27 protein-coding genes and 1 tRNA gene are annotated in these 25,965 nt (G+C 36.4%); 19 read left to right on the top strand and 9 right to left on the bottom strand.

The features are described 5' to 3' along the window. The first annotated feature begins 2 nt into the window (after positions 1–2). Complete coding sequence (locus IC610_RS15230; RefSeq protein ID WP_191737621.1) at positions 3–479, top strand: DUF1648 domain-containing protein; 477 nt, start codon at positions 3–5, stop codon at positions 477–479. Then, entirely contained in the window at positions 476–1,738 is a 1,263-nt protein-coding gene (locus IC610_RS15235; protein ID WP_191737622.1) for a 3-deoxy-D-manno-octulosonic acid transferase, read from the top strand. The genes IC610_RS15230 and IC610_RS15235 overlap by 4 nt, the downstream gene beginning before the upstream one ends. On the opposite strand, the gene IC610_RS15240 is transcribed toward IC610_RS15235, so the two are convergent. Continuing rightward, positions 1,730–2,356, bottom strand: coding sequence for a deoxyuridine 5'-triphosphate nucleotidohydrolase (locus tag IC610_RS15240; protein WP_191737623.1), 627 nt, complete (start codon positions 2,354–2,356; stop codon positions 1,730–1,732). The genes IC610_RS15235 and IC610_RS15240 overlap by 9 nt on opposite strands. Continuing rightward, the gene (locus tag IC610_RS15245; RefSeq protein WP_191737624.1) at positions 2,356–3,108 is read right to left on the bottom strand and encodes a glycosyltransferase family 2 protein; all 753 of its coding nucleotides are present in this window, start codon (positions 3,106–3,108) and stop codon (positions 2,356–2,358) included. Before IC610_RS15245 ends, IC610_RS15240 begins: the two co-directional genes overlap by 1 nt. Before the next feature lie 146 nt (positions 3,109–3,254). On the opposite strand from IC610_RS15245, the gene IC610_RS15250 reads away from it, so the two are divergent. The 11 genes from IC610_RS15250 to IC610_RS15300 all read left to right on the top strand — a co-directional run bounded on the left by IC610_RS15250 (position 3,255) and on the right by IC610_RS15300 (position 13,745). Then, the gene (locus IC610_RS15250; protein WP_191737625.1) at positions 3,255–3,731 is read left to right on the top strand and encodes a lipocalin family protein; all 477 of its coding nucleotides are present in this window, start codon (positions 3,255–3,257) and stop codon (positions 3,729–3,731) included. Between the two features lie 172 nt (positions 3,732–3,903). Next, positions 3,904–6,717, top strand: a complete 2,814-nt coding sequence (gene leuS, locus IC610_RS15255) for a leucine--tRNA ligase (protein WP_191737626.1) — start codon at positions 3,904–3,906, stop codon at positions 6,715–6,717. A gap of 240 nt (positions 6,718–6,957) precedes the next feature. Continuing rightward, positions 6,958–7,830: a MotA/TolQ/ExbB proton channel family protein gene (locus IC610_RS15260; protein WP_191737627.1), complete on the top strand. Its 873-nt coding sequence runs from the start codon at positions 6,958–6,960 to the stop codon at positions 7,828–7,830. A 62-nt stretch (positions 7,831–7,892) separates the two neighbouring features. Continuing rightward, positions 7,893–8,483, top strand: coding sequence for an ExbD/TolR family protein (locus tag IC610_RS15265; RefSeq protein ID WP_056074958.1), 591 nt, complete (start codon positions 7,893–7,895; stop codon positions 8,481–8,483). Positions 8,484–8,503: 20 nt separating this feature from the next. Then, on the top strand, positions 8,504–9,052 hold the full coding sequence (locus IC610_RS15270) for a biopolymer transporter ExbD (RefSeq protein WP_191737628.1): 549 nt from the start codon (positions 8,504–8,506) through the stop codon (positions 9,050–9,052). A gap of 26 nt (positions 9,053–9,078) precedes the next feature. Then, positions 9,079–9,915, top strand: coding sequence for an energy transducer TonB (locus IC610_RS15275; protein ID WP_191737629.1), 837 nt, complete (start codon positions 9,079–9,081; stop codon positions 9,913–9,915). 105 nt (positions 9,916–10,020) lie between these two features. Further along, positions 10,021–10,221, top strand: a complete 201-nt coding sequence (locus IC610_RS15280) for a hypothetical protein (protein WP_056074950.1) — start codon at positions 10,021–10,023, stop codon at positions 10,219–10,221. Further along, on the top strand, positions 10,214–11,083 hold the full coding sequence (locus IC610_RS15285) for a PstS family phosphate ABC transporter substrate-binding protein (RefSeq protein ID WP_191737630.1): 870 nt from the start codon (positions 10,214–10,216) through the stop codon (positions 11,081–11,083). The genes IC610_RS15280 and IC610_RS15285 overlap by 8 nt, the downstream gene beginning before the upstream one ends. Before the next feature lie 77 nt (positions 11,084–11,160). Beyond that, a complete protein-coding gene (locus IC610_RS15290; RefSeq protein ID WP_191737631.1) occupies positions 11,161–12,837 on the top strand; it encodes a tetratricopeptide repeat protein in 1,677 nt (558 codons plus the stop codon). A 76-nt stretch (positions 12,838–12,913) separates the two neighbouring features. Beyond that, a complete protein-coding gene (gene bshB1 / locus IC610_RS15295; RefSeq protein ID WP_191737632.1) occupies positions 12,914–13,633 on the top strand; it encodes a bacillithiol biosynthesis deacetylase BshB1 in 720 nt (239 codons plus the stop codon). A gap of 36 nt (positions 13,634–13,669) precedes the next feature. Next, positions 13,670–13,745: transfer RNA gene (locus IC610_RS15300), tRNA-His, on the top strand. Between the two features lie 118 nt (positions 13,746–13,863). On the opposite strand, the gene IC610_RS15305 is transcribed toward IC610_RS15300, so the two are convergent. Beyond that, positions 13,864–14,199 (bottom strand): DUF3276 family protein, encoded by a 336-nt coding sequence (locus tag IC610_RS15305; RefSeq protein WP_056035754.1) that lies wholly within the window; start codon positions 14,197–14,199, stop codon positions 13,864–13,866. A gap of 100 nt (positions 14,200–14,299) precedes the next feature. Further along, positions 14,300–15,961, bottom strand: coding sequence for an ABC transporter ATP-binding protein (locus tag IC610_RS15310; RefSeq protein ID WP_191737633.1), 1,662 nt, complete (start codon positions 15,959–15,961; stop codon positions 14,300–14,302). Positions 15,962–16,051: 90 nt separating this feature from the next. On the opposite strand from IC610_RS15310, the gene IC610_RS15315 reads away from it, so the two are divergent. From IC610_RS15315 to IC610_RS15340, 6 genes are all read left to right on the top strand, one after another. Beyond that, positions 16,052–16,957 (top strand): transcription antitermination protein NusB, encoded by a 906-nt coding sequence (locus IC610_RS15315; RefSeq protein WP_191737634.1) that lies wholly within the window; start codon positions 16,052–16,054, stop codon positions 16,955–16,957. A gap of 1 nt (position 16,958) precedes the next feature. Beyond that, positions 16,959–17,465 (top strand): DUF1573 domain-containing protein, encoded by a 507-nt coding sequence (locus IC610_RS15320; protein WP_191737635.1) that lies wholly within the window; start codon positions 16,959–16,961, stop codon positions 17,463–17,465. A 5-nt stretch (positions 17,466–17,470) separates the two neighbouring features. Further along, a complete protein-coding gene (yajC, locus tag IC610_RS15325; RefSeq protein ID WP_056074939.1) occupies positions 17,471–17,827 on the top strand; it encodes a preprotein translocase subunit YajC in 357 nt (118 codons plus the stop codon). Between the two features lie 209 nt (positions 17,828–18,036). Then, positions 18,037–19,587, top strand: a complete 1,551-nt coding sequence (locus tag IC610_RS15330; protein WP_191737636.1) for a hypothetical protein — start codon at positions 18,037–18,039, stop codon at positions 19,585–19,587. A 424-nt stretch (positions 19,588–20,011) separates the two neighbouring features. After that, on the top strand, positions 20,012–20,743 hold the full coding sequence (locus tag IC610_RS15335; protein ID WP_191737637.1) for an SDR family NAD(P)-dependent oxidoreductase: 732 nt from the start codon (positions 20,012–20,014) through the stop codon (positions 20,741–20,743). A gap of 3 nt (positions 20,744–20,746) precedes the next feature. Beyond that, the gene (locus tag IC610_RS15340) at positions 20,747–21,208 is read left to right on the top strand and encodes a hypothetical protein (RefSeq protein WP_191737638.1); all 462 of its coding nucleotides are present in this window, start codon (positions 20,747–20,749) and stop codon (positions 21,206–21,208) included. Between the two features lies 1 nt (position 21,209). Here IC610_RS15340 and ligD read toward each other — a convergent pair whose 3' ends face one another. The 5 genes from ligD to IC610_RS20035 form a co-directional block, all read right to left on the bottom strand. Then, complete coding sequence (gene ligD, locus IC610_RS15345) at positions 21,210–23,135, bottom strand: DNA ligase D (protein WP_317173439.1); 1,926 nt, start codon at positions 23,133–23,135, stop codon at positions 21,210–21,212. 41 nt (positions 23,136–23,176) lie between these two features. Then, on the bottom strand, positions 23,177–23,779 hold the full coding sequence (locus IC610_RS15350) for a DNA polymerase ligase N-terminal domain-containing protein (protein WP_191737639.1): 603 nt from the start codon (positions 23,777–23,779) through the stop codon (positions 23,177–23,179). A 2-nt stretch (positions 23,780–23,781) separates the two neighbouring features. After that, positions 23,782–24,567 carry a non-homologous end joining protein Ku gene (gene ku / locus IC610_RS15355; protein WP_191737640.1) on the bottom strand — a complete coding sequence of 262 codons (786 nt, stop codon included), beginning with the start codon at positions 24,565–24,567 and terminating at the stop codon, positions 23,782–23,784. A gap of 70 nt (positions 24,568–24,637) precedes the next feature. After that, positions 24,638–25,183 carry a hypothetical protein gene (locus IC610_RS15360; protein ID WP_191737641.1) on the bottom strand — a complete coding sequence of 182 codons (546 nt, stop codon included), beginning with the start codon at positions 25,181–25,183 and terminating at the stop codon, positions 24,638–24,640. Between the two features lie 87 nt (positions 25,184–25,270). Further along, a complete protein-coding gene (locus IC610_RS20035) occupies positions 25,271–25,930 on the bottom strand; it encodes an HRDC domain-containing protein (RefSeq protein ID WP_317173440.1) in 660 nt (219 codons plus the stop codon). Between the last annotated feature and the right edge of the window lie 35 nt (positions 25,931–25,965).

Here is a 25,965-nt window from a genome sequence, read left to right on the forward strand (position 1 = left end):
AAATGAAACTGTCCACTGTTTTTTTTGTTGCAAATATCCTTCTGTTAGGTTTTATCTGGGGTTTTACCATATATTCCTATTCAGATCTTCCGGAAATTGTTCCAACTCATTTTGCGGTAAACGGAACGGTAAATGGTGAAGATCACAAAAAAACAATCTGGTTTCTGCCGGCAATTGCATCATTTATTTTCCTGCTGCTAACAGGAATTCCCAGAAATCCGGATTCTCCGATGCTGAATGTTCCAAAAAGTTTCAGAAACAAAGAAAAGCTGAAGGTTTTTTCTTACAGTATTCTGTGTGTGATGCTTATTCTGCTTGCCGACACTGTGGTAGAAAGCATTCTTATTGCCCAGGGAAAATTAAATGAAATGTCAAATGCCGTATTCTTTCTTTTGCCATTGTTACTTTTTACAATTGGAATTCACATTTACAGAATGATCAGGGAAGGAAGGAGAGAAACTTTAAATCTGAATAATTGAAATCTCTGTATAATATTTTTGTCAGTCTGATGATTTTCGGAATGAAGGTCTTCGCTTTGTTTAATGCTAAAACTAAAAAAGGCGTTGACGGAAGAAAGCAATCTCTCGAACTGATAAAATCTAAATTTTCGCCTACTGATGAGGTTTTGTGGATGCATGCCGCAAGTTTGGGTGAGTACGAACAGGGACTTCCGGTACTTGAAAAGCTCAGAGAAAAGTTTCCTGAATATAAAATTTTGGTCACTTTCTTTTCGCCTTCAGGTTACGAAAATGTGATTAAAAAGAAAACAGTCGCTGATGCAGTCTGCTATCTTCCGTTTGACAGAAATTCAGATATAAAAGAATTTTTAAAGGCTTTTAAACCTAAACTTTTTTTTACGGTAAAATATGATTTCTGGTATAATTTATTGAGACAGTTAAAAGAAAAGGATGCGAAAATATTTGTAGTTTCGGCATTGTTTTACGAAAGACAGAGTTTCTTCAAGTCTTACGGAAAATGGTTTGTAAAACAGCTCAGAGACAATGTTGGCTGGTTTTTTCATCAGACCAGACATTCCTATGCTCTGGCAAAAAGTATTGGTCTGGAAAAATCGTCGGTAACCGGAGATACAAGATTTGACCGGGTGAAACAGATAAAAAACAGGGATAATCACGTCCGTTTTATAAGTGAATTTATTTCGGGAAATAAAACAGTCGTCTTTGGAAGTTCATGGCAGGCAGAAGAGAAAATTGCCCGAATAATCTCTGAAAAAAGTCAGAATTTAAAACTGATTATCGCTCCCCACGATTTAAAAAGAGTTGAAAATTTAAAAGAGATTTTCCCAACTGCAATCCTATACAGCAGTCTGAAAAACCATAACACTCCTACACCTAACAATTCTCCAACTCTCGAACCCTCCAACCTTCAAATTTTAATTATTGACAGTATAGGATTACTCTCAAAAATATATTCGTATGCCGACGTCGCCGTTGTTGGTGGTGGTTTTCACGATGCCGGACTTCACAATATTTTGGAAGCTGCAACTTTTGGCGTGCCCGTAATGTTCGGAAATCAATACCGGAAAAATCCTGAAGCAGATGATTTAATAAAAGCCAATGGCGGAAAATCTTTTGAAACTGAAAAAGAAGCTGCAGATTTTATTTTAAAGTTAATTAAAAACGAAAATTCACTGATAGAAATGTCTCATAATGCATCACAATTTGTGAGCGAAAAACCGAATTCGTCAGAATTGATTATTCAGAAGATCTTATCACTTTAAAAATCCGTGATTCTTAATATCTTTGATAATCAGATCAAAATGATCAGGAATTTTTTCAATCGTCAGCCAGTTAAAATCTATTCCGTTGTTGATGAAAAGTTTTTCGAGATAAACATTTGAAGTTATTTTATCATGCAGTTCCGAAAGAAGATCGTCCAGTTCCATCCAGTAATCTTCGTCCAGTTTTTTGATGAGTAAGAGAGATTTTACTACTTTATTAATAAGATAAAGGTACAGTTTATAAATATCATTAAACCTTTGTCGGCTCAGTTTATCATTGGATTCTAAAATCTGATTAATTAGAAAAAGATTCAGAGAAACATCACCAAATTTATCCGAAGTCACCTTCACATGCTCAGTAATTTCAGCACTGATTTTTCTAATGAGAACGACAAAATATTTTTGATTGCTGATGTATCTTGAAGCAAATTCTACCTTTTCTTTGATGTGTTCTTCCATCGCATCTCGCTTCTGATCGGCAGTTTCAGTGTCAATCAGTTCAAAATACAGTTTTTTGGATAAAATTTTATCCTTTTTCAGTAATCTGAAAATAAGGCGGTCCTTTTCTATAGGTTTCAGTTCGCTCAGCGCTGCTTTAAATTCTTTAGAATATTCCATCAGTTAAAGAGTTTTGAATATTTTTTAAAACCATTGAAAGCCCAGTTTAGAGTATAGTACATTGATTTTACAGTTGAAAATTTCATAAAATCTTTGTACACCAGATATTGATCCTTTATGATATTCTGTTTTTTTCTCGAGATGCTCGTAGCGTGCATCCTGTATTTTGCCATCGTTTTCGGCAAAGCTTTTCCCTCGGGGATTTTCTTTAACAAATTAAGCCACATCACATGGTCTTCTCTTTTGCTTCCTTCAGGAAAAAATTCTTTTCCAACCCTTTTAGAATCGTACATAGAAGAAAGGAGCGACAGTCTGCATGTTTTAAGCAAATTTTGAAAAGTAACAGTTTTATCAGCTTTGAAATCTTCAATTTGCGGGTTCAGGCTTTCGTCACATCTTGCATAGTTGGAGTAGGCGAGCTCGGCATTTTCCTTTTTCATAAAGTTAACCATTTCTTCTAAAAATTCAGGATTCCAAAAGTCATCAGCATCAAGAAAAGTGATGAATCTCCCAGAAGCCTTTTGAAGGGAAATATTTCTCGCATGCCCGGCGCCACCGTTTTTTTCAGCGACAGTGAGTTTAATTCTCGGGTCAGGATTGTTTCTTATAATTTCCACCGAACCGTCTTTGGAACAGTCATCCGTAATCAGCCATTCCCAATCTGTAAACGTCTGGTTGAGTACCGAGTCTATCGTTTCTCTCAAAAATTTTGAAGAATTATAGCACGGAGTGATGATGGAAATTTCGGGCATTTGCGACTTTTTGCAAATATAAACTTTTTAAAATGTGTTTAAATAAAGCAAAATGATAAGAAAATGTAAAATATGATTCTAAATATGAAAAAAAATAGCAAAGTATTTAAAAAAAATCATAATTTTAGGCCTTGAAAAAATGATCTATGAAGAAATTAGCATTATTATTTGCGGGATTGGCTTTGTTTGCTACGACGACAGCTTGTAACGACGACGAAGAGACAGCTCCTGAAGTACCTTTGGTAGGAACCTGGCAACCGTTAACCGAAGTAAGAACTGAGGTTGATACAAACGGTGACGGTGTGAGCGATCTTGTTACATACAGTACTTGTCAACGTCAGGCCAGATGGGTTTTCAAAGAAAACAGTTCAGGAACCCGTACTACTTTTGAGGAATCAGGGGTGTCACCTGTAGTTTGTGCTCAGACATCAAACCGTACTTTCTCATACGCTTATGATAAAGGTGCTAAAACTATAGAGCTTAAATATCAGGGAACAGTTGTTTCAGATAAAGGAAAAATTACAAGACTGGATGCAGATGCAATGAATCTGATGATTGAAGACAAAACAGATCCTACAGTTTTTAAAACTGTGACTTATTCTTTCAAAAGAATTCCGCAATAATTTTTTGAATATATTGAATTAGCATATTAAATCTCATCTTCGGATGAGATTTTTTGTTTTTAGCTTAACTTATTTTAATTAATATTTCTTTTAAAATCATTATTTTTGTGAATCAGGATTGAAAATTACATTTATTTTACATCCATCTTTTAACATATAACAATTACGAAACGTGTTTTACGATCATCAGCAGATAGAAAAAAAGTGGCAGAAATACTGGGAAGACAATCAGACTTACAAGACTTCCGATAAAACAGATAAACCGAAATTTTATGTACTCGATATGTTTCCGTATCCATCGGGAGCGGGGCTGCATGTAGGTCATCCGCTGGGATACATTGCGTCAGATATCTATGCGAGATATAAAAGACATCAGGGTTTCAATGTGCTGCATCCTGTTGGTTACGATTCTTTCGGACTTCCGGCTGAGCAGTATGCTATTCAGACTGGTCAGCATCCTGCTGTTACCACCGAACAGAACATCACGAGATACGAAGAGCAGTTAAGAAAAATAGGTTTCTCATTTGACTGGAGCAGGGAAGTGAGAACTTCCGACGCCTCTTATTATAAATGGACGCAGTGGATTTTCATCGAACTGTTTCATTCGTGGTACAATAAAAATACAGACAAGGCAGAATCTATTGAAACTTTGATTCAACATTTTGAAGAAAAGGGAACAGAAGATTTAAATGCCAATCAAAACGAAGAATTAAATTTCACTGCAGAAGAATGGAAAATTGCTTCTGAAATTGATAAAGAAGATATTTTATTAAATTACCGTTTGGCCTACAGAGCTGAAACTACAGTAAACTGGTGTCCTGCTTTAGGAACAGTTTTGGCCAACGACGAGATTAAAGACGGTAAATCCGAAAGAGGCGGTTACCCTGTTTTCCAAAAGAAAATGATGCAGTGGAGCATGAGAATTTCAGCTTACTCAGAAAGATTGTTGCAGGGTTTAAAAACTTTAGACTGGCCACAACCTTTGAAAGATTCCCAGGAATACTGGATAGGGAAATCGCAGGGAGCGCAGGTTAAATTTGAGATAGAAAATCACGACGAGATTATTGAGGTTTTCACAACAAGACCCGACACCATTTTCGGGGCAACCTTCATGGTTTTGGCTCCCGAAAATCCTTTGGTGGAAAATATCACGACGCCGGAACAGAAAGCTGAGGTTGATTCTTATATAGAAGAAACTTCCAAGAAAACCGAACGTGATAGAATGGCAGACGTGAAAAACGTGAGTGGTGCCTTCACGGGAAGTTATGCCGTCAATCCGTTCAGCGGAAAAAAGATGCCGGTTTATATTTCAGATTATGTACTGATGGGTTACGGAACCGGAGCGGTAATGGCTGTTCCTGCACATGACGAGCGTGATCACCGTTTTGCAAAGAAATTTAATTTAGAAATTATAAAAGTTGTAGAAACTGAAGAGGATATTCAGGAAAAATCTTTTGATTCCAAAGATTCTGTCTGTGTAAATTCTGATTTCTTAAACGGTTTAAATTATAAAGATGCGAAATCAAAAATAATTGCAGAAATAGAAAACAGAGGAATTGGTCACGGCACTACAAATTACAGGCAGCGTGATGCTATTTTTTCAAGACAGAGATACTGGGGAGAGCCCGTTCCTGTATATTATAAAGATGGAATGCCTTATACTTTGCCAAAATCTGCTTTGCCTCTGGAACTTCCTGAAGTTGAAAAATATTTGCCGACTGAAGATGGAGATCCGCCTTTAGGAAATTCAAAAACATTTGCCTGGGATGAAGCAACTGAGAAAGTAGTCGCAACAGATTTAATTGATGATAAAACCGTATTTCCTCTGGAATTATCTACAATGCCTGGCTGGGCAGGCAGCTCATGGTATTTCCTGAGATACATGGATCCTAAGAACGATGAGGTTTTTGCTGAAAAAGATTTGTCAGACTATTGGGGACAGGTAGATTTATACATTGGTGGAAGCGAGCATGCCACCGGTCACTTACTGTATTCCCGTTTCTGGAATATGTTCTTAAAGGACAGAGGATTTATTAATAATGATGAGCCTTTCCAAAAGCTGATTAATCAGGGGATGATTTTGGGGATGAGTGCATTTGTTTACAGAGTTGAAGGAACGAATCAATATGTTTCTAAAAATTTGGCAAAAGATTATCAGACTCAGGCAATTCATGTCGATGTATCTTTATTAAAAGGAACTACCGATGAATTAGACACCGAAGCTTTCAAATCCTGGAGACCAGATTATGCAGACGCAGAATTTATTTTGGAAGATGGAAAATACATCACAGGTCGTGAAGTCGAAAAAATGTCCAAGTCAAAATACAATGTTGTAAATCCCGATGATATCTGCGAAGAATATGGAGCAGACGGTTTGAGACTTTATGAAATGTTTTTAGGTCCATTGGAACAATCCAAGCCATGGAATACACAAGGTTTGAGTGGAGTTTATGGTTTCTTGAAGAAATTCTGGAATCTGTATTTCAACGGAGAAGTTTTGGAAGTATCAGATGAAGAACCAACAAAAGCGGAATATAAAGTATTGCATACCTTAATAAAGAAGGTGGTTTATGACATCGAAAATTTTTCATTCAATACTTCAGTATCTTCATTTATGATTGCTGTCAATGAATTACAGAAATTAAAATGTAATAAGCGAAATATTTTAGAACCTCTTGCAGTTGTCATTTCTCCTTATGCGCCTCACATCTGTGAAGAACTTTGGAGCTTGATGGGAAATCAGGATTCAATTGAATATGTAAACTTCCCGTTACTTGAAGAAAAGTACCTTGAAGAAGACGAAATTGAGTATCCGATCAGTGTAAATGGGAGGACAAAATTTAAAATTTCACTATCGGCACAGCTTTCTGCAAAAGAAGTGGAAGATTTAGTGCTTCAAAATGACAAAATGGAACAGATTTTGGAGGGTAAAACTCCGAAAAAAATCATTGTTGTTCCCAAAAGAATTGTCAACATTGTAATTTAAAAAAAACTTAACATTGGAAGATTTAGAAAATTTAGACTTCAATTTTTTTGAATATTCAATGTTTTTTAGTTCTTTAATAAAAGATTGATAAAATAATATCGTATTTTTAGCAAAATAAAAACAGATTAATTATTTGTTATCCTAAAAATACAAAATGTTTATTTATGTCTCTTGCAAGTTAAATTATTTTATCTTTATTTTACAATCTCAAAAATTTTAAACAATATAATTTAGTTAAATATGGAAATGAATGTTTCAAAAAATGATGAGCAAGTAGTTGCTAAAAAAAAGGGTGGTCTTAACCCTGCAATTGTAATTCCTATTTTATTCGTAATTGGAGTTGCTATTTATATGTTTGTATTGGGTAACCCTTCAAACTTCCAACATCCAGATCAGTTCAAAGGTGCTGCCTCTGTTGCTTTATCTGATGTTGAAGGTAAAAAAATTGAACCAGCTGAAGGATCAATGATGGGTATCGTTTACAAAGGAGGTCCTGTAGTTCCAATCTTGCTTACATTTATGATCACGGTATTGGTGTTCTCAATCGAGAGAGCTTTGGTATTAGGTAGAGCAAGCGGAAAGAACAATTTGGATAACTTCGTTACTACAATCAGAACGCATCTGAACAAAAACCAAATCAACGAAGCTTTGGAAGAGTGTGACAGACAGCAAGGTTCTGTAGGGAACGTTGTAAAAGAAGGTCTTACTACTTACAAAATTCTTGAGAAAGATGCTACTTTAAACAAAGAGCAGAAATTGGTTGCACTAAGTAAGTCTTTAGAAGAAGCTACTACTTTAGAAATGCCAATGCTTGAGAAAAACATGATGATTCTTTCTACTTTAGGTACTGTAGCAACATTGATCGCGCTTTTAGGGACAGTACTTGGTATGATTAAAGCATTTGCTGCTTTAGGTGCAGGTGGAGGATCTCCGGATGCTGCTGCTCTATCAACTGGTATCTCTGAAGCCTTGATCAACACGGCATTAGGTATTGGTACTTCTGCGATTGCAATTATCCTTTACAACTATTTTACATCTAAGATTGATGGATTAACTTATAAAATAGACGAAATCGGATTAAGCATTCAGCAATCTTTTGCAGAATTCAACTAAGAGTTGAATAGGGTCTGCAAACAGACATAATCTTATTTTGTTAAATTTTATAAATATTTAATATGGCGAGAGTCAAACCAAAAAGACACGGGGTAGTTACGGATATGACGGCAATGTGCGACGTTGCTTTCCTGCTCCTTACGTTCTTCATCCTTACAACGCAGTTTAAAAAGCCGGATGCAGAGCAGATTACTACGCCATCTTCAGTTTCAACACAAAAGTTGGATGATACCAACTTGATGACGATAAGTGTAACTCCGGACGGAAGATTCTTCTTTACACCTACTGTTACACCAACCGAGAGAGATGAAATTCTTGATAATATGGCTGGTGAGTACAGAATCGGGTTTACAGAGGCTCAGAAAAAAGCATTCAGAAATGCAAGTGCCATCGGAGTTCCAATGAAGCAGCTTCCATCTTATCTTGATAAGCCGGAAGATGTGAGACAACAGATCAAAGGAGTTTCAATTCCTATGGATTCTGTGAATAAAGAATTGACCAGCTGGGTAAAATATTCTCTGCAGGCAAATCCTGAAGCCAGATTGGCTATTAAGGGTGATGCTAAAGCACAGTATCCGCAGTTCAAGGCATTGTTTGATGGATTGAAAGAGATTGAGTTTTATAAATTTGTACTGATTACATCGTCTGAGTAATCGGATTAAAAAAGAGAACAATGGCAGAAGTACAAGTACAGGAAAAAGGCGGGAAAGGCGGAAAGGTCCGCTCGAAAAAACATAACGCCAGAGTAGACATGACTCCGATGGTGGATTTAGGTTTCCTTTTGATCACATTCTTTATGTTTACCACAACTTTCAGTAAACCCAATATTATGGATATGAAGTTGCCGGCTAAACCTCCAAAGGATCAGCCAATTACGGATATACCAGAAATTGACCTATCAAATGCAGTAACATTTCTTTTAGGTAAGGATGATAAAATGTATTACCATCAGTTAGATCAGAATGGTCTTACAGATCCAGGTAAACTTACAGAATCTACACTTGATTCAGAAGATATTGCTAAAGTGATTGCTACTGCGAAAGCGAGAGCAAAAAGACCGGATATCTTTACAGTAATCATTAAACCTACTGATGACTCAAATTATGAGAATTTTGTAGATATTCTGGATGAAATGGCAATTACGAAAACAGACCACTACGGTATTGGTGAAGTAAAGCCTTGGGAAAAAGCTGTTTATGACCAAAAAGTTGGGAATAAATAGTTGATTAATAAATAAATTAAAAAAGTATGTCAACAGATAATTATAATGCTACAAGTCCTACTCTTGATGAGGTGGTATTTGAACGCAGAAATAAAGAATATGGTGCGTATGATCTGAGACAGGCATACAGACCATTGTTAACAAAGGCATTTCTTTTAGGAACTCTTATTTTCGTTCTTATAGTTGTAGGTCCGTTTTTATATTTAAAAATGACCCAGGAAGAGGCAAAAGAAGAGAAAATTGTGGAAGTAAATTTAGATGAAATCAAAGATTTACCTCCGCCTCCTATTGAAGAAAAAGCACCGCCTCCACCACCGCCACCACCGCCAGTTGAACCGCCTAAAGTGGAAATTGTGAAGGATATGATTCCTGAGCCAAAACCAAACCCGAAAATCGAGGAACCACCTAAAAAAATGGAGGAAACCAAAGATACAAACATCGGTACTAAAGATCAGGAAGGTGAAAAAAAGGTTGTATGGAAAGCTCCTGAAATGCCGAAAGAAACAGGTCAGGGTAAAACGATGGAAACTCCTAAAGTAGATCCTAACAAGATCGTTGAAGGAGGTCTTGAGCAGCAGGCTGATTTCATCGGAGGTATTGAGAAATTCAGAAGATTAGTAGGTGAAAACTTCGATCAGTCTGATTTTGAAGGTCTTGGTGAAACAGTAAGTACAAGCATCAGTTTCGTAGTTGAAAGAGATGGTACCATTTCAGACGTAAAAGCTACAGGTCCGAATTCAGCATTCAACAAAGAAGCAGAAAGAACGATCAGAGGAATCAGAGGAAAATGGTCTCCAGGTAAAATGCAGGGAGAATCAGTAAGATCAAGATTCAGACTTCCATTAAAAATGGCATTTGAATAATCTGATTTTTAATTAAATACCAAAAGAGCAGCAATTTATTTTGTTGCTCTTTTTTATTAACTTTTTTTAACTTTGAGACTGATATTATTTTAGTATTTTTGCTATATGGTCTTTAGATATTTATCAATCCTGGTAGGCTTATGCTACATTCTTGTAGGTGTTTTTACCATTATTTACAAAGCGTTTATCGTTTTTCCTCTGGAGCAGTTAACAGCCTATGCTTTAGGTGCTGTTCTGATCGGATACGGAGTTTTCAGAATAACAAGGGGCTTTTATCAAATTAAAAAATCTGATCAGGATGAGTAAGAATATTCTTTACGTCTTTTTTACGCTGGCAATATTTCTGTCCTGTTCTGCTGATAAAACAGATTCTCCGCAGACAGGTGATATCACAGTAGTTGCTGATGAATCCTTTGAAAACGTTACAAGGGTTTTAAAAGACCGTTACATGCTTTTTTACCCCAAGACAAAAATTAATCTGAAGATTAAAAAAGAGAATGAGGCTTTGCAGGATCTTCTTAAAGGTAACGCACGGGTAATTGTAATGTCAAGGGATCTTACAGCAGATGAAAAAACGGCATTTAAGCAGAAATTTAAATCTGAGATTGAACCTGCTAGATTCGCAGCTGATGGTCTTGTATTTATAGTGTCAAAAGCGTCAACGCTGGAGAATGTGTCAGTAGATGAAATTAAAAGAAGATTGCTTGACGGCAAGAATTCACTAATCTTTGACGGATCCAATTCTGCAAACACAAGTTTTATTGCCAAAAGGCTCGGGATTGCACCCAATGATTTACAATATTCTACGCTGACATCTAACGAGGATATTATCACTCAGATCAATAAATATCCGAACAGCATTGGTGTCGTAGGATTTAATGCTTTAAGCAGACCACACAATACAGAGTCAAAAATGTTTCGTGAATCTGTGAAGATTTTACCAATAACAGATGCAAATGGTAAAAGCGTGACAATTTCGCCTCAGACAATGAAAAATAATACGTATCCTTTTACAAGGGTCTTATATTTCATTACAAATGAAGCATATTTTGGTCTGGGAAATGGATTTATCAGATTTTCATGTTCACAGCCGGGTCAGATCATCGTAAAAAAACAGGGATTACAGCCATTTTATATTATTCCGAGAGAGGTGAAAATCAGTGAGTAATAGATTATTGGTCTGATAATTGATAAATATAAACGGTCAAAAAATTAAAAAAAAATTATAATTTCAAAAATATGTCAATGGAAGTAAGAGTTGGAATATCAAAAAAATTAGCAATGGTAGGAGTTGCAGCATTCTCATTTGCGAATGTTGCCTATGCACAGACTGCAGAGCAGGGAATGAATCTTGTTGAGAGCTATAAATTTGGTCAGGCTAAGGAGGTATTTTCACAGTTGGTTGCAAAAGAAGCTATAGATAAAAACTTTTTCTATTTAGGAAACACGTATCTGTCGCAGCCGGAACCGGATTTTGCAAAAGCTACTGAAGCATTTAATAAAGGAGTAGCACTTGATGCTAAAAAATCTTTCTACAGCAGATTGGGTCTTGCCTCAGTAAAATTAGGTAAAGGCGACAAAGCAGGTGCGGTAGCTGAAATCAAAAATATTGTTAAAGATTCCCGTGAAAAGGATACAGATCTTTTAGCAGAAGCCGGAAAGACGCTTGTAAAATATGAGAAAAATAATGATCCGAGATATGCAATTGAAGTTCTTAACCTCGCGATAGCAAAATCTGAGAAGAACGGAACTCCTGCATGGTATCTTTATTCTCTGGGTGATGCACACAGTGCCTTAGGTGTTCAGACAAAAAGTGGAGTAGACTATGGAAATGCAATGACAGCTTTCGAAAGAGCTTTGCCGTCTGCAAAATCAAAAGCTGTAGTTTATACAAGAATGGGAGCGCTCTGGATGAATGCAAAGGCTTGGGATAAAGCTAAAACTAATCTTGATCAGGCAGTAAAAGCTGATCCGGGTTATGCGCCGGCTTACAAATATCTGGGTACATTCTTCAGTATGTATCAGGACTGGGCACAGGCTTCAGCAAACTACAAAAAATATCTTTCGTTAGCAGATAATGATCCGAATACTGTTTTGGATTATGCTAAGCTTGCTTTCCTTTCAAAAGATTTTGAAGGAGCAGGTACGTCACTGAATTCTGTTTTTGATAAAGTTCAGGATCCTATTAAATACAGAATCAAAGCATATCTTGATTATCAGAAGAAAGATTATGCTTCAGCTAAAACCAATATTGAAACATTCGTTTCACAGGCTGAAAAGTCTAGAGTACAGCCAAGCGATACTGGTCTTCAGGGATTAATTCAGGCTGGGCTTGCGAAGGCAAATAATGATCAGTCTTCATTAGCGGATGCCAAAGCAAAGGTTGCTGTTGCAAAAGCGGCTAAAGATGAAACATTCAACTGGGATGAGGAATTTGAAATTGTAAGCGGAAGTAAAAAATCAATTACAACAGTAGCGGGTCCTGGAGATGGACCTACCAGTCCGGCAATTGATGCTTTAAACAAGCAGCTGGCAGCTGATCCTAAAGATTCTGACGCTTTGTATAAACTTGCAACAGAATATCAGAATGTAGAAAACTGGAAAGGTGCAGCTTATGCTTGGCAGAGACTTACAGATGTCCTTCCAACATGGGAATCCGGATACTATGGATTGGGTTACGCTTTCCAGAAAGCAGGTGATGCTGATAATGCAATCGCTTCATACGAAAGATTTGTTTCTACTCTGGCAACAAAAACTCCTGCTGAAAAGGAAAAAGGTAAAGAAACATTAGCAACTGTATATTACAATCTTGCGAACCTTACAAAAGGTGATAAAGCAAAAAGTTTAGAATATATCAATAAATCAATCGAAACTTTCTCTACTCCGGAGGCAGTATCATTGAAAGAAAGTATGTCTAAATAATTTTCACAATACATAAATTGAGAGACTGTTTTTTAACAGTCTCTTTTTATTTAACCGAAACTATTATCTTTGATTTATGAAAACAGATATACTTGCTTTCGGCGCTCATCCAGACGATGTAGAACTGGGCTGCGGCGGAACAATAGCTAAATTAATTTCAGAAGGAAAAACCTGTGTAATCGTTGATTTAACAAGAGGTGAATTGGGAACGCGCGGAACAGACCAGACCAGAAAAGAAGAGGCAACAGAAGCTGCTAAGATTTTGGGTGTGGCTGCAAGAGAAAATTTAGGTTTGAAAGATGGCTTTTTAGTGAACTCGGAAGAATATCAGATGGAACTTGTAAAAATGATCCGTAAATACAGACCGGAAATCGTTTTAGCCAACGCAATTGATGACAGACATCCGGATCACGCAAAAGCCGCCAAATTAGAGTCGGACGCGTGCTTTTTAGCCGGTTTGAGAAAGATAGAAACAGTACTGGAGGGAGAAGTACAGGAAGTATGGCGGCCGAAGCAAATTTACCACTACATTCAGTGGAAGGATGTGAAACCGGATTTTGTAATGGATATCTCAGAACATCTTGATAAGAAGATTGAAGCATGCATGGCATTCAAAACTCAGTTCTACGATCCAAAATCTACAGAGCCTGAAACTCCGATTACCTCAAAAGATTTCTATGAAAGCTTAACTTACCGTGCACAGGATCTTGGCAGATTGTCGGGAGTTTCTTACGCAGAAGGCTTTACCACGGAAAAGTTGATGGCTTTGAAAAATTTTGACGGAATAATTTTGTAATTAAAAAATCTTTCCTATATTTGCACCACGAAAAACGGTGATTGTAGCTCAGTTGGTTAGAGCGCCGGATTGTGGTTCCGGAGGTCGGGGGTTCGAGACCCCTCATTCACCCTAAAAAAGTACACTTTTTACAGTGTACTTTTTTTATTCTCTAAAACTTCCAGGTTTTGCTTTTGCACAAAAAAAAGCATCTCAAAAAAGATGCTGTATATTTTTTATTTTTCTAAAACTTAAACTTCGTCGTCAGAATCGATTGTGAATGATTTGCTTTTAAAGTCTTTATCATGTTTTTCAGAGATTACATCTTCACCTTTTTCGTTGATGATGAAATCTGTAGATTCATTAAACATATCCTGAAAATTTTTGAAATCTTCCTTGTAGAGATAAATTTTGTGCTTCTCAAAAGTTGCTTCTCCATTGTCTCCGAAATTCTTTTTGCTTTCGGTAATCGTAAGATAATAATCTCCCGCTTTTGTCTCGCGCACATCAAAGAAATACGTCCTTCTTCCTGCCTTTAACACCTTCGTGAAAATTTCATTTTCATGGCGTTCCTTATAATCACTCATTGTTAGATAAATTTTTAATCTTGTTTAGAACAAATATAAAAGTTTTCTTTTAACCACGAAATTTTTTTTATGATTTATTTAACAATTGTGAAAGAAACTGTTAAGGAGTTACAGAATTGTTAATTTCAGACAGGTTGATAATCTTGTCTGCCCGCTGGGCACTCGATTCTCTGTGGGTAATAATCACCGAAGTTGCATTTTTAATTTTACGCTCAATATTTTCAAGAATATTCTGTTCTGTTTCAGTATCCAATGCAGAAAGAGAGTCATCAAAAATAATGATTTTAGGATTCTTAATTAAAGCTCTCGCAATACAGATTCTCTGCTTCTGACCTCCGGAAAGCATTACGCCACGCTCGCCAACTGTAGTCTGGTACTGATCTTTAAAACCAATGATATTCTTGTCAACATCTGCAATTTTAGCGTATTCAACAACTTTTTCGTGTGAAGGATTGTCGATTGCAAAACCGATATTGTGCTCGATGGTATCAGAGAAAAGGTAACTTTCCTGCGGAGTGTAGCCGATGTAATCTCTGTAATTTTTTAAGTTGTGATCTTTCAGATTTTTACCGTCAATCAGAATTTCTCCCGAAGTAGGGTCTATCAGTCTGCAGAGAAGAAGAGCAACCGTAGATTTTCCGCTTCCTGTCTTTCCCATGATGGCCAGCGATTTCCCTGCTTCAATTCTAAAACTTAAGTTTTCAAGTGCTTTTATTCCCGTGTTCGGATAGATATAAGAGACGTTTTTGAATTCAATTTCTCCTTTAATTCCATAACTGTCCGAATTGGTATTAATAATTTCAGATTTTTTATCCAAAAACTCATTGATTCTTTCCATTGATGCATCTGCACGCTGATTGATAGAAGTTACCCAACCCACCATGGAGAATGGCCATATCAAAATATTGATGTACATAAAGAAATCCGCGATTTTACCAACTGAAAGTTCTCCTGCAATATATTTCTGACCGCCAATAAGAATCACAACTACATTCAGGATTCCGATTACAAATAAAATAATGGTAAAGAAATATGCTTCTGTTTTTGCTAAATCCAAAGCCTTGTCCTGATAATCGGAAACTTTCGCACCGTAATTCTTCTTGATATAACTTTCTTTAGCAAAAAATTTCACCACTCTGATTCCCGAAAAGCTGTCCTGTACAAAAGTTGAAATGCCAGACTGGCTTCTCTGCATGATCTTCGATTTCTGATTGATGATTGAGCTCACTTTGAAAATCACATAAGAGAGTACAGGTAATGGCAACAACGTCCAAAGCGTCATTGAAACATCCGTTGTGAGCATGTAGATGCTGGTAATAATCAAAAGAATGATGAGATTCACAACGTACATTACGCCAGGTCCCAGATACATTCTTACTGCCACCACATCTTCACTGAGTCTGTTCATTAAATCCCCAATCGTCGTCTGCTTGTAATCTGTAAGTGAAAGATCCTGATAATGCCTGTAAATTTTATTTTTCAGTTCATATTCAATTCTTCGGGATGCCACAATGATAGTCTGTCGCATCATAAAGGTGAAAACTCCGGTAAGAAGTGAGCAGCCGACAATAATTGCAACATATATCAACACCTGTCTGTTAAACCCCAGATGGCCGCCTTTGGTAAGTTCGTCTACAGATTTCCCGATAAACTGTACTTTGTAGATATTGAAAAAATTACTTGCGATGATGAAAAGTAATCCCCAAAACAGGAGTGTTTTGTGTTTCCAGAAATATGGATTTAAGGTTTTAAGCGCTTTCATAAACTTTTACAAAATTACGAAAATAGGTTCAGACTACGAATTTCAATAATTTTAAATTTCATATCTTTGCACCCATAAAAAGCTCTTTGAATGTTAGGAAGAAGACAAATCCGTGAGAAAGTTGTAGAATCGGTATACTCGTACTGTCAAAACCCGATCAAATTTGATGTTTTGGAGAAAAATATGTTCTCCTCAATCGAAAAGATCTACCATCTGTATATCTATGAACTGAATTTTCTGGTAGCCCTTAAAGATTTGGCAGAAAATCAGATCGAAATCAGTAAGAACAAATATTTAAAGACTGATTCAGACACCAATCCTAATCAGAAATTCATCAACAATCAGGTCCTCAAAAAACTGGAAGAAAATCCGGAAAGATTATTTTTTACAGGTCAGCACAAAGATCTTAAATGGGATCTGCATGATGATCTTTTGAAGAAAACGTTCCAGAGAATGACTTCCGGAAAGAGGTATCAGGATTTTATGAAGGAAGAAGGATATTCTTTTGAAGCTGATCAGAAATTCATCGGTAAACTTTTCCTCAGATATATGGCAGAAAATGAGGATTTTCAGGACTATATTTCAGATAAAGAACTTTCTTGGTCTGATGATGTGCACATCGCCAATTCTATGGTACAGAAAACAATCGGTTTTTTAAAAGAAGATCAGGAAAGCAAAACACTGATTAAAATGATCAAAGATCAGGATGATAAAGCTTTTGCAGGAAAACTTCTCCGCGAAACCTTAAACGGTTGGGAAAACACCGAAAAAGTACTTACAGAAAGATTGGAAAACTGGGATCTGGAAAGAGTTGCTGTAATGGATAAAGTGATTTTATCCTGTGCGATTTCTGAAATCGACAAATTTCCTCTTACACCTTCAAGAGTAATCATCAACGAATATATTGAAATTGCCAAAGTGTTTGCTACAGACCGTTCAAACATTTTCATCAACGGGATTTTAGATAAATATTGCAAAGATTTAAACAGAATATAAAATGAAAAAGACATTATCAATCATCGCATTGTCGATCATAGGTTTTGGTTTGGTTTCGTGTAAAAAAGAAACAACAGAAACTACAAATTCAGCAGGTGTGAACGCAGATTCAACTGCAGCACCAACTCAGGATTCTCTTACAGCTCCGGCGGTTTCAGGAGATTCTGCTGCAGCAGCACCGGTTTCTACTCAGCCAACAACATCCATTGCACTTTCTGAAAGCAATTTCGATTTCGGAAAAATTAAAAAAGGAGATAAAGTAAATCACGTTTACGAAATCACCAACACCGGGAAAAATCCTTTGGTTATATCTGAAGTGAAGCCTGGCTGCGGATGTACAGCTCCGGAATTTACGAAAGATCCAATTCTGCCAGGTAAAAAAGGACAGATTACACTGAGCTTTGATTCTTCAAGTTTTGATGCAGGTATGGTAAACAAATACGCGGATGTTTTTGCCAATGTGGAAAAAGCGCCGATTAAACTTACATTTACAGCTAATATCCAATAATACTTATGCTAACAATATTTTTACAGGCACCACAGGGAGGTAATTCTTCAATGATGCTGATTATGATGGGTGTAATGTTTGTCGGGTTTTATTTCCTGATGATCAGACCTCAGATGAGAAAGCAGAAGCAGGAGAAAAAATTCCAGGAAGAGCTGAAGGTGGGAAGCAGAGTAGTGCTTACTTCCGGTCTTCACGGAAGAATTGCCCAGATTCATGATGACGGAATTGTGATCGAAACACTTTCCGGAAAATTAAAATTTGAGAAAGCTGCAATTTCAAGAGAATTTACAGATGCACGTTTCGGAGCAAAAGCTGCGAAAGACGGTGATAAAAAAGAAGTAATTGATACTGAGAAGAAATAATTTTCAGTTCTAAAATAAAATCAGAACGGCGATGGAACCAAGTGTTTCACCGCCGTTTTTGTTTTATTAGAATTACCGATTTGTTAAGTAGGATGAGTTGTATTTTGAAAAATATTTAATTAATACTGATAAATGTTACAATTTCAATTAAAATATGATGGATATATAGGTTAAAAAAATATCTTTGCTGCTGATAAACTATTTTAACCATGAAAAAAAATCTCCTCTGCTTTGTTTTGGCATTTCTCAGCTTCAGTTCTTTCGCACAAAAAATTCCGTTTGATATTAAAAAAAGTTCTGTTTTTAAAGATGAATACAAACATTCATCCATCGCTTTGGTAGAAGATGACGGAAAAGGTGGAGTAGTTGTTGTCCGCTCGTATGTCGGCGGTGCATTTTCTACCGGTTTGGGTTATTATTTCGAGCATTATGATGCTAGTCTAAAACTGATCAAGGAATTTGAATATGAACTAAAATACTCAAAAGCAGTGAGACAAAGCTCTGTTTTAGGAGTCATCATGGATGGCGAAAATGTAAATATCATCGATTTTATGTACGAGAAAGATCAGAAAGCTTATATCTGCTCTTCCATGTCTGCCAACATCAATGATTTTAATTTCAAAAAAAATGAACTGTTCCGTGTGAACAGTGATGAGATTAAGCAGTTTGCTTTTCTCGGTTTCGGAGTTTTTGACCGGGACTCGGGTTCAAGAATGATTGTGAATGAAGACCGTACTGCGTTTGCAGTGACTGTAGATATTAAAGACAGAAACGTAGAAACACACAGGATGTTTGTTTTTGATCAGTCGCTTCGAAAAAATATTGACCATACCTTTAAAAGAGATATCAAAGACCGGAAATTCGTTTACGAAAACATAGATGTTTCCAAAGACGGAAAAACAATCTACGTTCTTGGAAAAGTATACACCGATGAACAGAAAAAGAAAAAAGAAGGCGGAAAATACCAGTACGAACTTACCAGCATTACAGGAGAAAATGTGAAAACACAGGTTTTTGATTCTAATGAGCATTTTGCCGCTTCTTTAAAAACTATTGTTCTGGATAACCGCCTGATTTGCCTTGGTTTCTATTCAGACAGAAAAGACACGAGGTTCAAAGGAATCTGTTATTATGAACTGAACCCAACAGGTTTGGAGGTAAAAAAAGTAAAATTCAATCCGTTTACCGAGCAGTTTATGATCGATAAATATGGTACAGACAAAGATAAAGAACTGAAAAATCTTTTCTTCAGAAAAATAATTACGACTGCCAACGGAGATATTATTTTTAATGCGGAAGAATTTTATATCACTTCATATTATTATGCATCGCCCTACGGAGGAGGTACTTCGCAGATGATTTATCACTATGATGATATTGTAAGCGCAAGAATTAATTCAAACGGTGAAATTGTGTGGGCAAGGAATATTAATAAAAGACAGAAAACCGGCGAAGATGAATCTTACATTTCTTACACCTCCACCGCTGTCGGAAACGACGCCTACTTTTTTATCAATACAGGCGAAAAGGTGAAAAAATTAAGCAATGACAGAATTCAGTTTGGTCAGACTGGAATTAAACGATCCAATCTTAATATAATAAAAATCAGCGAAAACGGAGATTTTGACTATCAGGAAATTTTGGATGATAAAGAAAATGAAGTTCCGTTTATGGTTTCCAATGGTGCTCTGTCAGGAAATTCTACGTTCTTCATCGGAAGAAAAGGAACGAAAAAACAACTCCTGAAAGTATCTTTGTAAATCGGCTTTGGTCCTCATTAATTCATCTTACATTATCAAAAAAGACTTAAATATAGTCAGTACAGGAAAATCCTGATTCAGAAGGCAAAAAGATGCCCTCCCGAAGGCTTCGGAATGACGCGCCAATGCTTCGGAATGCGGATTTAATGCTTCGGAACGCAGCGCCAATACTTCGGAATCCAGCTTTTAAGCATCGTAGAACGAAAATGGGTTTTCGGAAGATTGCCTGTCGGTTTCTGACTGAAATTTGCAGTTTTCTAGACATTTAAACAATATTAATGATTATATTCAGTTTGAATTTTGATTAAAATTTCAAAAGCAGAGTAATAAATCGAAGAATCATTTTGTGAAAGGCATCTGTGAAATTTGTGTTTAATGCAGACAACGATTTGTAAAACCATATTTTAAAAAATATCTTTGCCGAATGAATCAAAACAAAGCCAAAAACGTTCTCATTCTTGGTGCCAATTCCGATGTGGCAAAGCAGTGTATTTTGCAATATGTTGAAAAAGGTTTTGCAATCGTTGCTGCGTCTAGAAGTACAGATTCTCTGAAAGATTTTGTTGCCGAAAATAATTTGTCAGATAAAGTTTCTGTTTTATATTTTGACGCAGCAGATTTTGATTCTCACCAAAAGTTTTATGATGAACTTTTGGTCAAACCTCACATCGTTGTTTACGCTGCGGGATTTTTAGTAGAAAACGTTGATGCTTTAAGAGATTTTAAAGGAACTCAGCAAATGATGCAGGTCAATTACATGGGCGGTGTTTCTATTTTGAATATTGTGGCGATGGATCAATCCAATAAAAATGTAGAAAGAATCATCGGACTGTCCTCACTTTCGGGTGTTCGTGGAAGGAAAAGTAATTTTGTTTACGGAAGCACAAAAGCTGCGTTTACAACCTATCTTGCAGGTTTAAGGCAGGAATTGGCTCAACGAAATATTACAGTGAATGTCTTGGTTAGCGGGTACATCAATACAAAGATCAACGCCGGTCTGGAACTCAATAAAAATCTTTTAATGGAACCTGATTATGTGGCAAAACATATCGTTGATGCAGGAAATTCTTTTACAGTCGTTCCCAATTTTAAATGGAAACTGATTTATTTTATTTTAAAAATGTTGCCGGAAGGCTTGGTGGCGAAATTACCTTAAATTATGGATAATCAATATTTAGAAATCAAAAACTACATCAACGCAATTAGCCTGGATCAACCTCAAGAATACTATGAGTATGATCATTTCCCATTTATTGTGAAGTTTTTAGATACTTTAACGCCACAACAACAAGATGATTTTGTAGAAGAAGTTTTTAGATGGGATGATCATGAATTACATTTCGTAGCAGATTGTTTTAATTTTACAGATTATGAATTGCAGGGGAAATACGAATCATCTTTTGTCTTCTGTGAATGCTTTGCCAAAATTGATAATGCGGAATATTTGGAATATTTATATCATGATTTAGCAATACAGGTAATGCAAAGAAAATTTTTTAAAAATGGTTTAGTTTTGTCGATTGATGGTATTGTTAATAATCTATATCTATTAATGAATCGTCTCAGGGATGAATCATCTATTAATTATTGTTTGAAAATTATTGCTGAATTAGAAAAATAATTTACTCAACATCCTGCAACAATTCCAACGCCTTCATCATATCAATTCCTTTTCCTAAAACAGGTTTAAACAAATCTCCTTTTGATTTTATTCTTTCTAACGCATTTTCAATATTGAAATCTGTAGGTTTCAAACCTTTTTTCAGTTCATCCCACTCAACCGGCATTGAAACGGCTGCGCCTTCTTTCGGTCTTAGGCTGTAGACGCTGGCTAAAGTTTGTCCCTGTCGGTTTTGAAGGTAGTCGAGGTAGATTTTTTTGTCGTCTCTTTTTTGAAGACTGCGTTCCAGTGTTGTGATTTTTGGAAGTTTTTCATGAACCTGCTGCATCAGAATCAGTGCAAAATCTTTCACCTGATCATAATCGTAACCGCCGCCCATCGGAATGTAGATGTGAATTCCTGTACTTCCGGAAGTTTTGCAGTAGCCTTTTATTTTAATTAAATCTAAAACTTCTTTCACCTGCTGTGCCGTTTCAATCACATGATCAAATGTGTTTTTCTTTGACGGATCAAGATCCAAAACCAAATAATCCGGATGATCCAGATCGGGGAGGGAAGAATCCCACGGATTGAAATCGATGCAACCCAAATTGTTGAGATATGCCAAAGTAGCTTTGTCGTTGCAGATGGCGTAATCAATGTATTTATCGGTGGATTCGGAATGTACTTTGGTCGTTTTAATCCAGTCCGGAAAAGAATCTCCCGCATCTTTCTGGTAAAATCCCGAATGATCAATTCCACTTGGAAAACGGTTTAGGGAAAGCGGCCGGTTTTTAAGATGTGGTAATATGTATTCCGCCACCGACTGATAATAATCTACCACGTCACCTTTGCTGATTTTATCTTTTGGAAAATAGATTTTATCCTGATTGGTCAGTTTTATTTTGTGACGGTTCAGCGTAATTTCACTGTCTTTTTCGCTGGCATCTTCTGTGTTTTCGGTAGATTTTTTAGTCGTCATAGTTTTGGATTTTGAAGTTTTCTGAACAGATTTCTTAACTGAATTGCTGATTTCTTTTGCCTCTTTATCTTCACGGATCGCCACAAATACAGGATGTCTGAACATTCCGTCTTTCGTGATTTCTGAGAATTTAATTTCACAGACCAATTCAGGTTTCGTCCATGTCACGGGCATATTGGTTTTCGGAACGGTTTCAAAGGGTGACGATTTTACCACCAGTTTTTTCAGCCGCTCATGAATCTGAATCAACAACTCATTATTAAAACCTGTTCCTGTATGTCCGGAATAGATCAGTTTTCCATCAATATATTTTCCTAAAATCAAAGCGCCAAAACCCTGTCTGGATCCCTTAGGTTCTGTAAAACCGCAGATAATTGCTTCTTCAGTATTGGTGAATTTTATTTTGAGCCAGTCGGTGCTTCGGGAACTTTCAGAGTAAATACTGTCGGCTTTCTTGGCAATCATGCCTTCGAGCTGCATTTTTTTCATCTGATTAAAAAACTCGATTCCTTTTTCAGGAACGTGGTCGCAGAATTTGATTAGATCAGTTTCAATTAAAGCATCTTTTAAAAGCTCTTTTCGCTGAAGCAAGGGAAGTTCTTCGATAGAATGACCATTCAGCCATAAGAGGTCAAAAACCTGATACGTTAAAGCCAAATCGGGATTGTCGCCAATTTGCTGCAACAGTTGAAAGCTTGGTTTTCCGTTTTCGTCGTAGGCAACAATTTCACCATCCAAAATCATGTGGTGTTTCTGCTGACTAAAATCTTCGGTAATAGAATTGAATTTAGATAAAAATGAAATTCCGTTTCTGGAATAAAACAACGGCTGTTTTTTGCTGAGATCTGCAACAGCACGGTAACCGTCCCATTTAATCTCAAAAATCCAGTCTTCGTCGTCAAACGCATCTTCAGAAGATTTTGCGAGCATTGGTTTGATGAATTTTTCTAATTTCTTCTCATCCACCAAAGAATTGAACCGTTGAAATTTAGGTTTGGTTTCGGAAGTTATGACTTCTTTTTGCTGCTTTTTAGGCTTTTTTTTTCCTCGATGAATTTTGAAACTAATGATTTCGGCGAAACATTTTCTTCAGCATCATATTCATCTTCTGCAAATTTATCTTTATGCTTAATCAGAAGCCATGAATTGTTTTCGGCATTTTTCATTTTGACCAAAGCAAATTCTCCTTTCAGTTTTTTGCCATGTAAAATAAATTTCAGCGAACCGCTTTTCAGTTCTTTCAAAAGTTCTTTTTCGTCAGAAAGTTTGCGTGTGTCATCCAGAGGTTCGTATGTCCCGCTGTCCCATATTTCCACCTGTCCGGCGCCATAATTTCCTTCAGGAATATTTCCCTCAAAATCTTTATAATCGTACGGATGATCTTCCACCATCATCGCCAGACGTTTGTCTTCCGGATTTAATGAAGGTCCTTTTGGAACTGCCCAGCTTTTCAACACACCTTCCATCTCCAGACGGAAATCGTAATGCAGACGGGATGCAGCATGTCTCTGAATTACAAAAACGAGTTTGTCATCACTCTTTTTGGTTTTTCCTTTGGGTTCGGTGGTTTTATCGAACTTTCGTTTATCGTTGTAATCTTTAAGAGCCATGATCAGGAAGCATTTTTAGATTTCGGAGTTTGTAAACTGGCTTTCAGCTGTGCCATCAAATCAATTACTTTACCCTGTTTTGCGGGTTCAGAATTTTTCACCTTAACAGATTTTCCTTTTGCTTTTTTCTTAATGATTTTAAGCAGTGATTCGGAATAGGTATTTTTATAAAAAGTAGGATCAAAAGGTTCGGAGAGTTGCTCGATCAGATTTTTTGCCATCTTCAGCTCTGCAGGTTTCGGTGCTTTTTTAGCAGGAATTTTCAACTGTTTATAATCGCGGATTTCCTGATCAAATCTCAACCGGTTTAGAACCAGAACATCATCATTATAAGGACGGATCATCCCAATCGCCTCAGTGTCGCGCAGAACAAACGTTCCGATACCGACCATTTTAGTCTGCTGCAAAGCTTTGATTAATAGTCTGTATGCATTTTCACCATTCTTTTGAGGTTCCAGAAAATAGGGAGTTTCAAAATAAACAGAATCCACTTCGGCTTCTTTCACAAAGTGTTCGATGCCCAGAATTTTTGTCTTTTCGGGACTTGCAGCTTCGTAATCTTCATCTTCCAGAACAACGTATTTATCGTCTATCAGAAAACCTTTTACAATGTTTGCCCACTTGACTTCCTTGCCCGTTTTTTCATTAACTCTCTTAAATTTAATATTAGAAAAATCAGATTTATCCAGCATATCGAGATCCAGTTTGCTGGTTTCTGTCGCAGAATAAATCTTCACAGGGATATTGACTAAGCCAAAACCAATGGCACCGTTCCAAATTGCTTTCATTGTCTTTCTTTTCTGTAAAACTTACAATGATTGTGCCGTGGGATTTAGTATATTTTAAAGAGGAAGTTTATCAAATTTCTTTAAATTGAGCTTTCTCTTCCAGATACTGAATGGTTTTATTCAGGTTTTCTTCATCTACGTTGGCTTTGTCTAAAATGAAATTGAGTCGTGAAGATGCTGTAATGTAGAGAAATTGATCATCTACAACACAATAGGTGATTTCACTCCAGATACATTTATACTCAGATTTATAGTTTTTAAATTTAAAATGATCAGGTGTAAATTCCCAAATAACATCGTTAGAATTTAATTTCAGATCCGAAATGTCCTTCTCAATTATATCCTTTGATTTTTTTTTGGATGTTCGGTATGAAAGATATCGGGAAAAATAAGTTGAAAATGCGATCAGTCCCATTCCTGCAAAAAAGCCTGTAAATAAATCCGGTTCAAATATGAGAGTAAGTACTACGATTAACAGGCAGAAAATTCCAAAAAATAGATTTGCAATATTTCCATCCAGATTTTTTTCCCAAAGCCTTTTAAATTCATACTCATAAATCGTTTTGGTAATTTGTCCGGAAGTTGGTGTATTGTATGTTAGAATTGTGGGATTCATGTTTTTATATTCTAATTTGGTTATTCTGAAAGTAGTATGTACTCCGCTTCATCAGATTTTAAGATATATTTGAAATGATCTGACACATCAGAAAATTATGTCACTTTTCTGCAGCCATTTATGATATGCAATCGCAACATGAATTTCAAAGTAAGAAAAATCATCGCCTAATTGTTCTTTAATGACTTTCAGCGATTGAATGGTCTGGCCTTTTGCGATTTCAATAATCGGTGCAATTTTGTCAATGTTCATTAAAGTACTGGCTTCAATTTCTCCGGATTCAACGAATCTTGATAGGTGATTTTGAATTGTAGTTATTGAAAGACTTCTCAGTGTGGCAATCTCCTCAACACTGTGATTTTGTTTGTACAGTTCAAAAGTGGTGGCGAAAGTTCCTGATGTACTTTTAGCTGCTTTCTTTGGTTCCCTTACTTTTTTAGGTTTTTTCCCGGAAATTTTACTGCTTACATTATTCTTCCTGCAAAATTCGAGGATTGCTTGAAGAAATATTTCTCCATACTTCTCTATTTTAAAAGCGCCGAAACCGCTTATCTGACTCAATTCCTCTTTTGAATTGGGAAGATAAGCTGATAATTCCATTAAGGTTGCATCGGAAAAAATGACGTAAGGCGGAACATTTTCACGCTCGGCAATTTCCCTTCTTAAAGTTTTCAGTTCTGCAAAAAGTTCTTCATTTGCATCGATATCTGGAGAGGAATAATCTGTTTCTATTTCTGCAACAGTCACAGCTTTTGCCCGTTCTTTTACTTTCTGGAAGATTA

This window comes from Chryseobacterium caseinilyticum (assembly GCF_014837145.1).
Classification (GTDB): Bacteria; Bacteroidota; Bacteroidia; order Flavobacteriales; family Weeksellaceae; genus Chryseobacterium; species Chryseobacterium caseinilyticum.

Coding starts and splice junctions, on each gene's coding strand:
- IC610_RS15240 (WP_191737623.1), bottom strand. CDS start 2,356: ATGGAATATTCTAAAGAATTTAAAGCAGCGCTGAGCGAACTGAAACCT.
- IC610_RS15245 (WP_191737624.1), bottom strand. CDS start 3,108: ATGCCCGAAATTTCCATCATCACTCCGTGCTATAATTCTTCAAAATTT.
- IC610_RS15270 (WP_191737628.1), top strand. CDS start 8,504: ATGGCAGAAGTACAAGTACAGGAAAAAGGCGGGAAAGGCGGAAAGGTC.
- ku (WP_191737640.1), bottom strand. CDS start 24,567: ATGAAAGCAATTTGGAACGGTGCCATTGGTTTTGGCTTAGTCAATATC.
- IC610_RS15315 (WP_191737634.1), top strand. CDS start 16,052: ATGTTAGGAAGAAGACAAATCCGTGAGAAAGTTGTAGAATCGGTATAC.
- IC610_RS15310 (WP_191737633.1), bottom strand. CDS start 15,961: ATGAAAGCGCTTAAAACCTTAAATCCATATTTCTGGAAACACAAAACA.
- IC610_RS15275 (WP_191737629.1), top strand. CDS start 9,079: ATGTCAACAGATAATTATAATGCTACAAGTCCTACTCTTGATGAGGTG.
- IC610_RS15290 (WP_191737631.1), top strand. CDS start 11,161: ATGGAAGTAAGAGTTGGAATATCAAAAAAATTAGCAATGGTAGGAGTT.
- IC610_RS15280 (WP_056074950.1), top strand. CDS start 10,021: ATGGTCTTTAGATATTTATCAATCCTGGTAGGCTTATGCTACATTCTT.
- IC610_RS15350 (WP_191737639.1), bottom strand. CDS start 23,779: ATGGCTCTTAAAGATTACAACGATAAACGAAAGTTCGATAAAACCACC.
- IC610_RS15340 (WP_191737638.1), top strand. CDS start 20,747: ATGGATAATCAATATTTAGAAATCAAAAACTACATCAACGCAATTAGC.
- IC610_RS15320 (WP_191737635.1), top strand. CDS start 16,959: ATGAAAAAGACATTATCAATCATCGCATTGTCGATCATAGGTTTTGGT.
- IC610_RS15335 (WP_191737637.1), top strand. CDS start 20,012: ATGAATCAAAACAAAGCCAAAAACGTTCTCATTCTTGGTGCCAATTCC.
- bshB1 (WP_191737632.1), top strand. CDS start 12,914: ATGAAAACAGATATACTTGCTTTCGGCGCTCATCCAGACGATGTAGAA.
- yajC (WP_056074939.1), top strand. CDS start 17,471: ATGCTAACAATATTTTTACAGGCACCACAGGGAGGTAATTCTTCAATG.
- IC610_RS15230 (WP_191737621.1), top strand. CDS start 3: ATGAAACTGTCCACTGTTTTTTTTGTTGCAAATATCCTTCTGTTAGGT.
- IC610_RS15265 (WP_056074958.1), top strand. CDS start 7,893: ATGGCGAGAGTCAAACCAAAAAGACACGGGGTAGTTACGGATATGACG.
- IC610_RS15305 (WP_056035754.1), bottom strand. CDS start 14,199: ATGAGTGATTATAAGGAACGCCATGAAAATGAAATTTTCACGAAGGTG.
- IC610_RS15285 (WP_191737630.1), top strand. CDS start 10,214: ATGAGTAAGAATATTCTTTACGTCTTTTTTACGCTGGCAATATTTCTG.
- IC610_RS15250 (WP_191737625.1), top strand. CDS start 3,255: ATGAAGAAATTAGCATTATTATTTGCGGGATTGGCTTTGTTTGCTACG.
- IC610_RS15260 (WP_191737627.1), top strand. CDS start 6,958: ATGGAAATGAATGTTTCAAAAAATGATGAGCAAGTAGTTGCTAAAAAA.
- IC610_RS15360 (WP_191737641.1), bottom strand. CDS start 25,183: ATGAATCCCACAATTCTAACATACAATACACCAACTTCCGGACAAATT.
- IC610_RS15330 (WP_191737636.1), top strand. CDS start 18,037: ATGAAAAAAAATCTCCTCTGCTTTGTTTTGGCATTTCTCAGCTTCAGT.